The 13,293-nt window shown below is 42.0% G+C and carries 11 protein-coding genes; 5 read left to right on the plus strand and 6 right to left on the minus strand.

What is annotated here, in order from left to right; translation table 11 throughout:
• Nucleotides 1–39 precede the first annotated feature (39 nt).
• The 4 genes from AC1DO4_RS13915 to AC1DO4_RS13930 form a co-directional block, all read right to left on the minus strand.
• A complete protein-coding gene (locus AC1DO4_RS13915; protein ID WP_477416762.1) occupies nucleotides 40–690 on the minus strand; it encodes a cytochrome c family protein in 651 nt (216 codons plus the stop codon).
• Nucleotides 687–1,160, minus strand: coding sequence for a (2Fe-2S)-binding protein (locus AC1DO4_RS13920; protein ID WP_477416764.1), 474 nt, complete (start codon nucleotides 1,158–1,160; stop codon nucleotides 687–689). The genes AC1DO4_RS13915 and AC1DO4_RS13920 overlap by 4 nt, the downstream gene beginning before the upstream one ends.
• Before the next feature lie 35 nt (nucleotides 1,161–1,195).
• A complete protein-coding gene (locus AC1DO4_RS13925) occupies nucleotides 1,196–3,334 on the minus strand; it encodes a xanthine dehydrogenase family protein molybdopterin-binding subunit (protein ID WP_477416766.1) in 2,139 nt (712 codons plus the stop codon).
• A gap of 437 nt (nucleotides 3,335–3,771) precedes the next feature.
• Nucleotides 3,772–4,749: a GlxA family transcriptional regulator gene (locus AC1DO4_RS13930; RefSeq protein ID WP_477416768.1), complete on the minus strand. Its 978-nt coding sequence runs from the start codon at nucleotides 4,747–4,749 to the stop codon at nucleotides 3,772–3,774.
• 130 nt (nucleotides 4,750–4,879) lie between these two features.
• Between AC1DO4_RS13930 and AC1DO4_RS13935 the strand changes: the two genes are divergently transcribed.
• Genes AC1DO4_RS13935 through AC1DO4_RS13950 form a run of 4 tightly spaced genes read left to right on the plus strand, consistent with a single transcriptional unit; the run spans nucleotide 4,880 to nucleotide 6,646 of the window.
• Entirely contained in the window at nucleotides 4,880–5,302 is a 423-nt protein-coding gene (locus tag AC1DO4_RS13935) for an SRPBCC family protein (RefSeq protein ID WP_477416770.1), read from the plus strand.
• A gap of 18 nt (nucleotides 5,303–5,320) precedes the next feature.
• Complete coding sequence (locus tag AC1DO4_RS13940) at nucleotides 5,321–5,746, plus strand: DoxX family protein (protein ID WP_477416772.1); 426 nt, start codon at nucleotides 5,321–5,323, stop codon at nucleotides 5,744–5,746.
• 37 nt (nucleotides 5,747–5,783) lie between these two features.
• Complete coding sequence (locus AC1DO4_RS13945; RefSeq protein WP_477416774.1) at nucleotides 5,784–6,233, plus strand: SRPBCC family protein; 450 nt, start codon at nucleotides 5,784–5,786, stop codon at nucleotides 6,231–6,233.
• A gap of 11 nt (nucleotides 6,234–6,244) precedes the next feature.
• Nucleotides 6,245–6,646: a VOC family protein gene (locus AC1DO4_RS13950; RefSeq protein ID WP_477416776.1), complete on the plus strand. Its 402-nt coding sequence runs from the start codon at nucleotides 6,245–6,247 to the stop codon at nucleotides 6,644–6,646.
• A gap of 495 nt (nucleotides 6,647–7,141) precedes the next feature.
• Here AC1DO4_RS13950 and AC1DO4_RS13955 read toward each other — a convergent pair whose 3' ends face one another.
• Both AC1DO4_RS13955 and AC1DO4_RS13960 read right to left on the minus strand, forming a co-directional pair.
• Nucleotides 7,142–8,524, minus strand: a complete 1,383-nt coding sequence (locus tag AC1DO4_RS13955; RefSeq protein WP_477416778.1) for a SusD/RagB family nutrient-binding outer membrane lipoprotein — start codon at nucleotides 8,522–8,524, stop codon at nucleotides 7,142–7,144.
• Nucleotides 8,525–8,554: 30 nt separating this feature from the next.
• Nucleotides 8,555–11,578, minus strand: a complete 3,024-nt coding sequence (locus AC1DO4_RS13960) for a SusC/RagA family TonB-linked outer membrane protein (protein WP_477416780.1) — start codon at nucleotides 11,576–11,578, stop codon at nucleotides 8,555–8,557.
• A 983-nt stretch (nucleotides 11,579–12,561) separates the two neighbouring features.
• Between AC1DO4_RS13960 and AC1DO4_RS13965 the strand changes: the two genes are divergently transcribed.
• The gene (locus AC1DO4_RS13965; RefSeq protein ID WP_477416782.1) at nucleotides 12,562–13,293 is read left to right on the plus strand and encodes a hypothetical protein; all 732 of its coding nucleotides are present in this window, start codon (nucleotides 12,562–12,564) and stop codon (nucleotides 13,291–13,293) included.

Genomic DNA, 13,293 nt, shown 5'->3' on the forward strand with positions numbered 1-13,293 from the left:
AAGAGTTAAGTGATTATTTATTTACGAACGTTCGTCTTATTACTTCTTTGGCGCATAGGCACCGGTGTTTAGCCAGGTCAACCATGCTTTTTTGAAAGCTGCATGGCTCATTGGGGGAAGCTTACGACCTTCACCCGGGTTCCAGCCAGCCAATACTAAGCCATCGTCCGCATGTTCAATCAGCTTTTTCAAATCCTTATGCCCGTTACGTTTAGGATCAACTAATTGCTGCGCTAACTGACGCGGCGTTTTACCCTGGAACACCATTTTCATATCAGCAGGCGGCAAATGCCAGTTTGGATTACCTGGCGGCGTATGCAGCCCGGGCGTGTTGGTAGCCTGGTGGCAGTTGGAACATTTCATGGCATATACGCCTTTGCCATCGACGCCTCGCTGTGGAGACATGGTATGCAGATGGCTGTCATCGCCTTGCAACGGTATGTTGCCGGATGGATGGCAGTTCATACAGCGGGCACTCGTTAGCACGGTGTATACCTGCTTAAAAGCTTTTACAGAAGCGACGCTGTCTTTTTTGATTACGGGCAGCGCTGTTCCGGCATTTACTTTTGAATCATTACTGTAATTCAGTGTAAATGCCATTATACATATCATGGATGATAGCACACCAATTATAGTGAACGCTCTTACTGAACTCCGGTAAGCGTGTTTATTTTTTATTTGCTGCATCATTTGCTTGCGCCCTCCTTTCTTTGTAATTCAGCTGCTAAATGGATAGCCTTACGGATGCGTAGATAGGTGCCGCAGCGGCAGATGTTGCCGGCCATAGCTGCATCTATATCATCATCACTTGGATTTCCATTTTCACGCAACAGTACTGCAGCCGACATGATCTGGCCGGAATGGCAGTAACCACATTGCGGTACATTCTCCTCATTCCAGGCCACCTGTGCCGGATGACTATTATTATTGGAAAGGCCTTCTATGGTTACCACCTTTTGCCCTTCGGCACGGCTGACCTTTGTAACGCAGGAACGTACTGCTTCGCCGTTCAGATGGACGGTGCAAGCGCCACATTGCGCTACCCCGCACCCATATTTTGTACCCGTTAAACCGATAATGTCCCTTATCACCCACAGTAATGGCATATTCGGATCAGCTTCGACCTGATACGCCTTTTGATTTACATTTAGATTGATCATTGGATAGTATTTGTGTTAGTTTATAATCAATTTGTTTAACCCACTTTTAAGTCAAAAGGCATTTTGCGGAACCGCTTTCCGGTTGCCGCAAATATGGCATTAGCTAAAGCAGGCGCGAATGGAGGTAAGCCTGGTTCACCAACTCCTTTTATTTTGCCGCCGTCGGTAAGGATGTGTACTTCAATTTTTGGCACTTCATTAATACGTACTAAAGGATTATCGTAAAAGTTATGCTGTTGGACACGGCCGTTTTTTAGCGTAATTCCCGGTTTGGTAGCCGCGCCGAGTGCCATTACAATGGCTCCTTCAACCTGGTTCCTTACGTTATCAGGATTAACTACCTCGCCAAGATCTATTACAGCAATGACCTTGTCTATTTTTATGGATTTATCCTTATTATAGGTAACCTCAACCACCTGCCCGCAAAGTCCGGCAAAAAATTCCCATACGGCAATGCCTCTTCCTTTGCCTTTGGGTAATGGCTTATCCCAGTTTGATAATTCTTTTAGCTTCAACAATACTTTTTTGGTATCTGATGGTTTGGTTAATAGCTCAAGCCTGAAGGAGAGTGGATCTTTTTTGACCTTATAAGCCAATTCATCGATGAAGCATTCATGGGCAAAGGCGACGGTAGAACTTGTTACTGACCTCCAGGCCCCAAGGGACACATGATAATCGGCCCTGACGTAAGAGGTTTTCACATTAGGAATTTCATAAGCCTGTTCACCAATTCCTTCAACCATTATACCGTCAACCTTACTTTTATCGTATTTAGCGGCCTGGGCTTCGCCATATGAGGGGCTGATCACTTTATGTTCAAAAGTAAGAAGCCGGCCATCGGCGTTAAAACCAGCTTTTAATTTTGAGAAGGTCATCGGCCGGTAAGAACCTTGCTCTGTAGTGTCCTCACGGGTCCAAATCACTTTAACAGCCTTATCTGTATGCTTAGCAATATTAACCGCTTCTGCAATATAATCGATCTGCAGCCTCCTGCCGAAACCGCCACCTGTAAATTTGCTGTTTAATTTTACGCTTCCCGGTTTAAAGCCTGTCATCGCCGGAAGGCCACCTGTAACAGAACTTGGAACTTGGGTTGATGTCCAGATCTCTACTTTATCACCTGTTATTTGAGCTACGCAATTAAGCGGTTCAAGCGGATGATGCGCTATCTGAGGCGTTTCGGAAAATGCCTCAACCGTATTTTGGGCTGTTATTTTTACAGCATCAACATCGCCTTTTGTTTTATCGGGTAGGCCCGGCTCGCTGGCCAGGCTCCTGAGTTTTGCTTCGTATTCTGCAGAATCAAAAGTCTCAAATTCTTTAAAATCCCAAATAATGCTTAATTTTTTGCGCCCCTGCAGTGCCGCCCAGTAAGAGTTTGCGATCACCGCGACACCGACAGATGAATACTTTCCTACTACACGCTCTATCTCAACAACTTTTTGTACACCGGGCACCTTCAGCGCTTCGGTTGCATCAAAGCTTTTTAACGTTCCGCCCAATACAGGACATCTTTCTACTGTGGCGTAAACCATGCCCGGAACCCGCGCATCGATCCCAAACTCCGCCGAGCCGTTAGTCTTTAACGGTATATCCTGCCTTTTGGCGGCCTTCGTTAATATTTTAAAATCTTTGGCATCTTTTAATTTCGGCTCTTTTGATAATTCAATTTTTGAAGCATCTTCAACAAGGTCACCATATGAAAGTTTGGCATTAGTTAACCTGTTAATTACGGTTGCGTCTTCAGCATAGCAGTTAACTACATCCGTTTGCCATCTATTGGCTGCCGCTTTGATAAAAACCTCCCGTGCGGAAGCACCTACTTTTCGCATTTGGGTATAGCTACCTCTCACGGAACTGCTCCCGCCTGCAAATTGCCCGCCAAATTCACTTTCACCATTGGTGCTTTTAATCAGCACCTTATTAAGATCGACCTCAAATTCCTCAGCAATTAAAGCGGGGATAGATTGGAAAGTACCTTGACCTATTTCAGGCTTATTACTGAATATTGTTATGTGTCCATTTGATTCTACGAGGATAAAAGGGGAGAAGTTTTTAATTGTCGCCTGGCTTGTCGCATGCAGCATAGTTCCCTTGGCAGACAAGCCCAGCCAAAATGAGAGCCCTACTGTAGCGCCGCTTTTTATAAAGTCTCGTCTTGATGTCCCTTTCATTTGATTTATAACTTAGGTGTGATATGATGTAAAGCCTTTTGCCTTAAGAGAAGCCACTTCAACTCCAATAAAGGTACATTACTATTTTCATGGAGGACTTATACATATTACTGATTTTACAACCATTATTACAGATTATAAACAATTCTTATACAATTTATTGTATAAAACATCTCCGTTGTTCTTATTGTTTTGATCGCTTTGAACGTAATAGTTCAATCATCATAGATTTCGATATAGAAGGTGTGAGCATGTAAATAATGCTGTTGAAGAGTTCGTTTATCCGGAGAAGGGGTGGTTTACAGCATATCAATTAAATTTGCCGTCCAAACAACAAAAATTTTTGTTTTGAAATGTTCAGATGCTAGGCAGACGAGCGGTGATAATAATAGTAACCAAATTGGCAAGTGGCTTACATCATTCTTTGAATCGCCAAATCATACCTCGTTCGCAACCTTTGCAAACTTATTTCTATACTCTATTGGTGTAAGCCCTGTTATCTTCCTAAAAATATCCCTAAATGCCTTGGTATCGGTATAACCCACGCCATACATAACTTCAGTGACATTCTTTCGTGAGGCTTCGAAAAACTTCTTTGCAGCTTCTATCCTTACCCGTTGTATGTACTCGATTGGGGTGTTGGTTGTTGCATCCTTAAATCTTCTTTCAAAAGTTCTGCGGCCAACATTGATAAGATTTACCAGATCTTCAATGGTGATCTTATCTTCATAATTTTCTTCGATATAAGCCTGTACCTTTTGAATTCCGCCATCACCATGGTTTTTCTGTCCCTTGAAAATGGCGAACTGGGATTGGCTGTCTCTGCCTATATCTAAGGCAAAATATTTGGAGATCATGATAGCCGTTTCCCTGTCGGAAAATTTTTCGACCAGATACAGTATTAAATTCCACAAACTGCTTGCACCACCGCTACTATAAATGTTATCGTGTTCTGTGATGACCGCACCGTCTTCCACTTCTACCAGTGGATATTTTTCTTTAAACTCGGTTATGTGTGCCCAATGGGTAGAACACTTCTTTCCATTTAACAATCCTGTTTCTGCCAGCAGAAAAGCCCCTATGCATAAACTGGCAAGGCTGGCACCATTCTCATGGAGCTTTTTGAAGTAGGGTATTGCTTCGGCATTGGCCCGGATCCCCGTGTCAGTGTTTCCGAAAGTGGGTGGTATAATGAGCAGGTCCGTATGGCTAACATCTTTGAGCAGCCTATCTGTTTTTACCGTGTATTCGCCATTGTTGGCCGGTACATATTCATTTAAGCCCACATACTCTACTTTGAATATGGGCTTTTTACCAAATGCAGTTAGAAACTCATTGGCCGTGTGAAAGGTTCTGAATGCTGGTGTAATAGCTTCTATTACTCCATACTGGGGAACGAAAACGGAAATTCGCATAAACTTTAGATTAATTAAAGATACGCATGTCTTGTCGTAATCCTACCCCTAATTTGTCGTTTTTACAACAGACCGGATTCTGGAGTCTGTAGCATCTTTGTACTATAAACTTTAACTAAAAACACATACAATGACAGAACAAACAAAAATTACGGTAGAAGCAACAATAAATGCTCCCGTAGAAAAAGTATGGCAGGCTTGGAATAACCCAACCGACATTATGAAATGGAATACTCCAGACCCAAGCTGGCACACTCCACGCAGCGAAAACGACCTTCGGTTAAACGGCAAGTTTAAGAACAGGATGGAAGCTAAAGATGGCAGCTTCGGTTTTGATTTTGAAGGCACTTATGATAAGGTTGACTTGCACAAGGAAATAGCTTACACCATGCTCGATGGCAGAACCGCCACAACATTGTTTGCAGATAAGGAAGGTAAAACCACGCTTACAACAACTTTTGATCCGGAAACAGAGAACGCGCCTGAATTTCAGAAACAAGGTTGGCAGGCTATCTTAAACAGTTTTGTGAAATACGTGGAATCAAATAATTAATAATAAAGTTTTAACAACATGAAAAAGAATAAAATAATTTTTGGGGTGGCTACTACGATCATCGTCTTATGGGAAGGTGTAATGCCCCTTGCGACCATGCTGTTTGCATCACAATATGTAACTGCAGGTACAAAAGCTTTAGGTTATCCTGATTACTTCGCTTACACGCTCATAGTTTGCAAGGTGCTTGGAGTTATAGCAATTGCCTATCCTAAGACCCCGGCTAAGCTAAAGGAATGGGCATATGCAGGGCTAACATTTAATTTGATCTATGCGTTCATCAGTCATACATATGTAGATCAAAATATTGGGTTTATGTTAATGCCATTGGCATTTCTGGGCATTCTTGCCGTCTCTTACATGTATAACGATAAGATCCGGGATCATGGCCAAACTAACAAAACGATTAATGAGTACCATCAATCATTTAGTGTAAAGCTTTAAAGAAGAATAATTGATCAATCACAAAAAACTTAAAAAAATGAAAGATAACACGGTTTCATTACACAGGGTAATTCAGGCAAGTCCTGAAAAGGTATTTCGTGCATTTGCAGACCCAGTAGCGTATTCTAGCTGGTTACCCCCTTACGGCTTTTTATGCGAAGTGCAGCAAATGGATTTTAATACAGGCGGCAAGTTCCGTATGACCTTTATTAATTTCAGTACCGGTAACGGTCACTCATTTGGCGGAGAATATTTAGAGATAAAACCGAATGAGTTTATTAAGTACAGCGATAAGTTTGACGACCCTAATTTACCCGGGGAAATGATAACGACAGTATGGCTGAATGAGGTTTCCTGCGGCACGGAACTTAAAATAGTACAAACAGGTATTCCTGATGCCATTCCGGCTGAAATGTGTTATTTGGGCTGGCAGGAGTCCCTGGAGAAATTGAAAAAGCTGGTTGAACCCCAAATACCGGATGCATAATTTATTGTAATATGTTATTTCAAAATAGCGATAAATTAATCAGCGGGATTTTCATCACATTTTCCGGAAATTGCAAAAAAGCACTTACGTTTTACCAGACTTGCTTTGGTGGCACGCTGCATTTTGAAACTTTTGACAAGGAATTACAGGGTTATACGGAAATACCTGTCATTAGCGGTTCCCTGGTTTCTGATAGTATAGTTATTCACGGTTCGGATCTGGTACACAACGACGGAAGAAAAATTGGAAATTATCTTTCAATTTTTCTTCCGTGTAAAAATGCTGATGACAGAAAGGTACTTATCGAGAAATTAGAATCTGACCACCGTGACGAGGCAACAAGGAATTATGTTGAGGATAGTCTAATTGAAGTGACTGATGCTTTTGAGGTGAAGTGGGTGTTGGGTCTGTGAGTTGTGCGTACTACGTCTGCCCGGAAAGTAAAACGTTCAACTTGCCTGAGAGAATCTCCTAAAAGCACAAAGCCCGCTTTACCTGGGATAAAGCGGGTTAACTTGGGTTGAAATAAAAGAAAAGCCCCCTTAAATCATACGATTTAAGGGGGCTTCGACTCGATTGGTATCGCTTTAGTCGGGATGGCAGAAATTTTCGGACTGATCCGATTGTATGCGAGTTTTGGTAGGAAAACAGGACAAAGATATTATATTACAATCGATTGCATAAAACACGTATCCCCTGGCGTCTCGGGTCAAAACCTACTATACTTGGTGAGATGATGTTTATGACCTCGGCTGCGCTAGCCATACTTGGGCTTCATTTTCTCGCCTGCACGGAAAACGGCCATGATCTTTGGTTACGCTATAAGCTGTAGCGATCCGAAATTTTTGACAATAAAAAATCCCCCTGTGTGCCAGGAGGATTTTTACCAAGTGAAAAGTTAAATAATGTTATAGTGCATCCCACCATACCCTATCGGTAAGTTTGGCACTTTGCTGGGGTTGAGCATTAGTTAAAATTTCGCTTTGCGGATATAACAGCCTCCGTGGAATATCTGACAACGCACCGTTTGATTTGGTAATTGCAGGGTAACCCGTCCGTCTCCAATCACTGAAGTTTTCGATATTGAAAAAATTAGCTACGCTTTTCTCTTCCATTATCCGTTGAATGGCATTACCCGCAGTAAGTGTGCCCCTTTGCAGCACGTAAGCGTTGGCATCGCCGGTAGTTACCGACAGTTTGGCCATATTTAGTTTAACCGCGTCCTGGTATATCGGCTGCGCTGCTGCTGCTCCCGATTTGATGAATGTTGCCTCGGCTTTCAGGAACAATGCTTCTTCGTAATTGAAAATATAATTGGGAGAATTTGCTCCGGCATAAAAATCGGCAGGGTATGAATAGGTCGATAGATCGCCGGTGACTTCGCCAACTGTTCGGCCATGGTACAATTTGGTCGATTCGGCTGGTTTTACAATTTTACTTAGTCTAGGATCATTGCGGCTTTTAAACCCTTCTACATACGTGTTGTTCAACACGTATGTAGTAACCGGTGAAAAGTTAAGGCTGATGGTGTTCTCGCTGCCTGCACCACCTGAATACGCGAACGTCAAATCATCGTCGCTGCTTTGCATTCCCTTAGTAAGTGCGGTTAAGGCAAGATCTGCTTGTGCTACAGCGGTATAACCCGGGGCTTTGGTCAGGTGCATATAATAGCGCGCCTTTAAGGTATAGGCGAGCCTTTTCCACTTAGCCATATCGCCGTTATAAAAGTAATCGTCGCCTGCTGGTTTGGTAGTGCTGTTTTTTTCGATATCCGCAATACCGTTATCCAAAAGTGTTTGAACTGCTTTGTAAATGTCTTCCTGTTTATCATAAACAGGAGTAAGTTTGTCGTTACCCTTAAAGGCTTGTGAATAGGGTATATCGCCCCAGATATCTGTGGCTGTTCCTAATGTGTAAGCCGATAAGATCTTAGCGATAGCAGAATAATTAGCTTGTCCGTCGGTCGTGGCTTTGGTATCGAGAATTTTAAGGTTATTAAGAATGTTTACATAATAGTTAAACCAATCGCCATCTAAATCAATATTGAATAACTGGTAGTTCCATATACCAGGATTGGGTTGATTGGCAGTTATGGTTTGCATGAAATTTTGTACAATGATGCTGGCATTGCCGGCGTAAACCTGGTCAGATACGTTTAATTCAATAGGCGCCAGTAACAGCGATTCCTGAACATCTGTAGGATTGTTAGGGTCTTTGTTTACATCCAGCACCTTTTTACAACTGCTTGTTAAAGCTATCAGTACAAGCAGATATATCGTTATTTTTTTCATTTGATAATTTTTAAATCGGTTAAACATGGGTTAAAAACCTAACTTCAATGACAGGTTAAATGATCTTGCAGTTGGTGTTGAGAAAGCATATATGCCTTGCACGCCGTTAGCGCTGCCGTAGGAGCTAACTTCCGGATCGGCCCCGGTAAAGTGTGGACTATAAATCCAGAGGTTACGGCCGGTTACTGTTAACGAAGCATTTTTAAATGGCGTTTTTTGTATAACTGAAGGAGAAAGCTGGTAGGCAAAACTTACATTCCTAAGTTTTATATAAGTACCATCCTGTATAGATGATTCGTACTGCCTGCTTTGGTAATAGGTTTGTGTATTAACTTTAACTGTATTGGGTGCACCGGTAGTTGCGTTAACTCCGCTTACTACAAAGGGCTGACGGTTTTCTGTAACTTTAGCGGTTCCGTAAAAGAAGGCAACACTTTCTACATCATTTTGCACGTCGCCATGCATTTTCACATCGAAAAAGAAGCTCAGGCTAAATTGCTTGTAACGGAATGAGTTGCTTATCCCACCTGTCCAGTCTGGATTGGCATCACCAACCACTCCCTGCTCAGAATCAACTACAGGTAAACCGGCATCGTCAATAAGCATTTGTCCGCTGGCGTTGCGTTTGTAACGTGTTCCATAAAAAATATTATATGGTTGCCCAACAATGATACGTCCCAACTGGGTGATCTTCTTTTCGTCGTTGATAGCCAATACTTTGTTGCGTATTCGGGTAAAGTTGAGGGTTACATCCCAGCTAAAGTCTTTTGATTGAACGGGGCTGGCATTTAGCAGTAACTCAAATCCTTTATTCCTGATACTTGCCGAATTAACTGTTGTACCGCCGTAACCTGTTGCATTTGAAATCTGGATGTCCGGAATAATGCCATTGAGCGATTTACGGCTGAAATAGGAGCCTTCAAAACTTATCCTGTTATTCAGGAATTTTAATTCTAACCCGGTTTCAAATTCTTTCAGCTTCTCGTTTTGCAGGTAAGGATTTCCAAGGGTGGAGCTTTGTAAAAATCCAGGCTGGCTCTGGAATGGAAATGGAAAATAACCGGCATTTGTATTTCTGCCGGCAAGCACGTATGGTGTATTCAAAGCATATGGCCCTACGGCATCGTTACCCACGGTTGCATAGGACAGACGAACTTTACCAAAATTTAATACCTGTGTTACCTGTTCAGGTAAAAAATGGGTGAATATAAAACCACCGGCAACTGATCCGTAAGGATAAAACTGCTTTTTCTGGTAAAGTACCGAGCTGCCGTCATAACGGCCGGTGAGCGATAAGATCAAGAATTTATTATATTCAATATTTGCCTGGGAGTAAAAGCCAATTTTCCGTTGAGAGCTGTGGCCCTCAGAACCAGTTAAGGTTGAACCGGCAGATACGTTATAGAAGTCCTGTACAGCCAAACCAGTGCCGGTTAAATTGGTGCTTTGCGAGTAAATTGAATTATAGTTATTTCCCAATAACAGGTTTAAATCAAACTTTCCTACTTTCTGGCTTGCATTGGCTATCAGGTCATGATTGAATTGTCTGTAATTAACAACCTGGTCTTTTATCTGCCCCTTCAGGCCGATGGCCGCGCTTGGATTTTCGGTGTATTTGTCCTGTTCGGTATAGATGTCGGCCCCCAGTCTTTCAGTTATAGTTAACCATTTGGTTGCGGTATAATTAAAACTTGTTACCGGTAAAAAACGGTTTACCACTGCGGTATTACTGATATTGTCCAATGTCCATAACGGCGCGTTCCGGGAGAATCTGTAAAGCCTTTGTGAACCATCCGGGTTAAGTACCGGGTAAGGGTTCCATGATATCGGTTGAACTAAAACAACAAACAAAGGTCCGTTACTTGCTCCCTCTGGCAAACGTTCCTGGGCCGAATTTGAATAACCCAGCTGGAAACTTGTTGAAAAGTTTTTTGCAATATTGGTGGTATACTTAGTAAAAAATGAATGTCTTTTGAAATCATTATTAGGTGAAATCCCCTGTTGATTTAAATAAGAATAGGAGATAAAATAAGTAGAATTGTCATTACCGCCGCCAATGCTTAAGGTATTGGTGGTAGTGTGCCCGGTTCTGAAGAAAGAAAAGGGATCATAGGTTGGTGCTTTTACACCATTGATCTTAAGTGTATCCATTTTCGGCCCCCAGGATGCGCTGGTTTTTTGGGTTTCGCCGTTGTAAAAAACGCCGCCCGTGCCCTGCCCGTAAATATTTTGTTTTTCGGGGAAAAGGCCTTTTTCAAAAGAATAATCGGACGTAAACGTTATTGCCGCCTTTTTATTAAGGGCACCACTTTTAGTAGTAATGAGTACAGCGCCTGATGCACCTCTTGAACCATATAGGGCGGTGGCTGCTGCTCCTTTTAAAACGTTGATGCTTTCTACATTATTAGGATCGATGTCAACAATACGGCTGCTGCCGGCCCCGGCCGCGCCACCGCTTATGTTGCCGGTTTCCGTATTATCTATCGGAACGCCGTCAACAACAAATAAAGCTTCATTATTGCCGTTTACAGATACCGCGCCGCGTACTACAATACGTGTAGAGGCGCCTGCGGTACCAGACGAGGATGTGATTTGTACGCCCGAGAGCTTACCATCCATAGCATTAATAACGTTGGGTTCTTTAGCACGGTTGAGGTCTTCACTTTTTATTTCCTGTGTGCTGTAGGTAAGCATGCGTTTTTCACGTTTAACGCCTATTGCGGTTACCACAACATCACTAAGTTGTGTTACATTTTCAGAAAGTTTAATGTCTATTGTGGTCTGGGAAGAAATCGCCACTTCAAAGGTTTTGTAACCCAATGCGTTGACCGTTAAAGTGCCGGGCTTGGTATAGCTTATTGAAAAGTTACCGTTCCCATCGGTAGTGGTTCCACCAGCGCTCCCTTTTATTTTAATCAAGGCGCCCGGAATGGCTTCCCCGCTTTCTGAACTTACGTGTCCTTTCAGTATAGTCTGAGCGAGAATTGTAAGTATTGAACAACACACAAATACGTGTGTTAGTAGCAATCTTTTTAGTAATGGTTTGATATACATAATTTTACAATTGAAGGTTTCTGAATTCCAATTTGTAAAGTTATTTGTGGCCGCAATCTGTTTTGTTTATAAATTAACCGAAGTTAACTATATCTTAACTGTTAGCGTACCGACTTTAAAATCGCCATGGTTGACGATGACATCCGCGGTTGGAGCGGAGATTTTAAAACCTTGAAAGGATGCCAGGTATGTTTCAACATCGTTAATATATAAGAACAAGTTATCAATATCCTGAATTTCCCTGCCGCTTATAGTCGTTAATTTTGATTATCAGTAAGCTAACTTACCTTACTCCAAATCCCATTTAATTTACCCTTAAAAAAGCTCCTATGATACCACGCTATCTGCCTGCATTCCTTTCTCTTTTTACTGCAACCGGGTTATTTGCCTGATCACAAACGGTTGACCTACTCAACGATCGGGTTTTTGATTGCTTCAACAGGCACTTTCAAAATTGCTATTGGGGTAAGTATGTCTTCTTCAATGTTTTTTTTAACCTCTAATAACGAGACTCTTTTTGATTCCAATCTGGGCCCACAGGAGACTCTGTCCCGGGAGAGCTTTTATCGCAATATCGTTTGGGTAGTGAATGGTATCTGCCCGAAATGCGATTATCCTCGATTTTAAAGGCACAAAAGGATTTTTGGAAAACAGAACATCAGGGGATTTTTTTATTGATTTTGTTGACGAATACTTCCTTTTATACAGCATTAATTGACAAAAGTTGACTTTTATTGCTGAATAGTGTCATGTAGTCCTTTTCTGAAGGCATAGTTTTGGGTCAATAATTTATAAGCCATTTTTTAAATTGGAGAAACATTTTAATGTTGACGCAAAATATCATCAATAATACTTGAAGGTATTTGGCCATCGATGTTGCATAGGCAAACGATTTCCATGCAATCCATCGACAAGCCAAACTTCATTTGCATTTTCGACAATTTATTATTTATCAAAATTGATTTTAAGTTAAAGTATCTACTATGAATATGAAACGTAATGCATCGTTGCTGGCGGCGGGCTTTGTAATCTTGGTAGGATTAAGGTCACAGGGACAGTCTGCAACTTCGGGCAAGATCGATCCTATAACCGAAAATGATACCACGCGAAGCTTCGCACCATTCTTTATCCCGGCAACCGCATCAAAAAAGACCCCGAATCCTGAGGGATTTATTCAGCGGTGGTTACTTTTAGAGCCCATTAATAAATCAATACGGAGTAATCTTGTTTTTACAGACAACTATCTGAAAACACAATTTGAGACCGATTACTTTCCAAACCAGTTTACGGTTATTCCGAAAGATCGGGAAAAAGTAAAAGTTGGGGAGCAGGAGTTATTATGGCATGCATTGGAAAGTCCGGATTTCAACCTCAAATTATTTCGTTTTGCCTACGGGTTAAGGAAACAGACCTATGCCGTTTTGTTTTGGGCGGTAACCATAGTCAACAGTCCACGGGAAATAAAAAATGTAAGATTGGCTGTAGGGTCAAATGGAGGATCAATGTGGTGGCTAAATGGAAAAGAAGCAGTGATACTTGACGGCGATAGACGCATGGTAATGGATGATTGCGTCTCGGCCCGATTGACACTCAACAAAGGCAAAAATATCATACGGGCAGCAATAATCAACGGGCCCGGACTTAGTGATTTTTGCGTTCGTCTGCTGGACGAAAAAGGAAGTCCGATAAAAAATCTCACTATCAGCCTAAAATAA

It is taken from the genome of Mucilaginibacter sp. P5_A6, assembly GCF_056400585.1.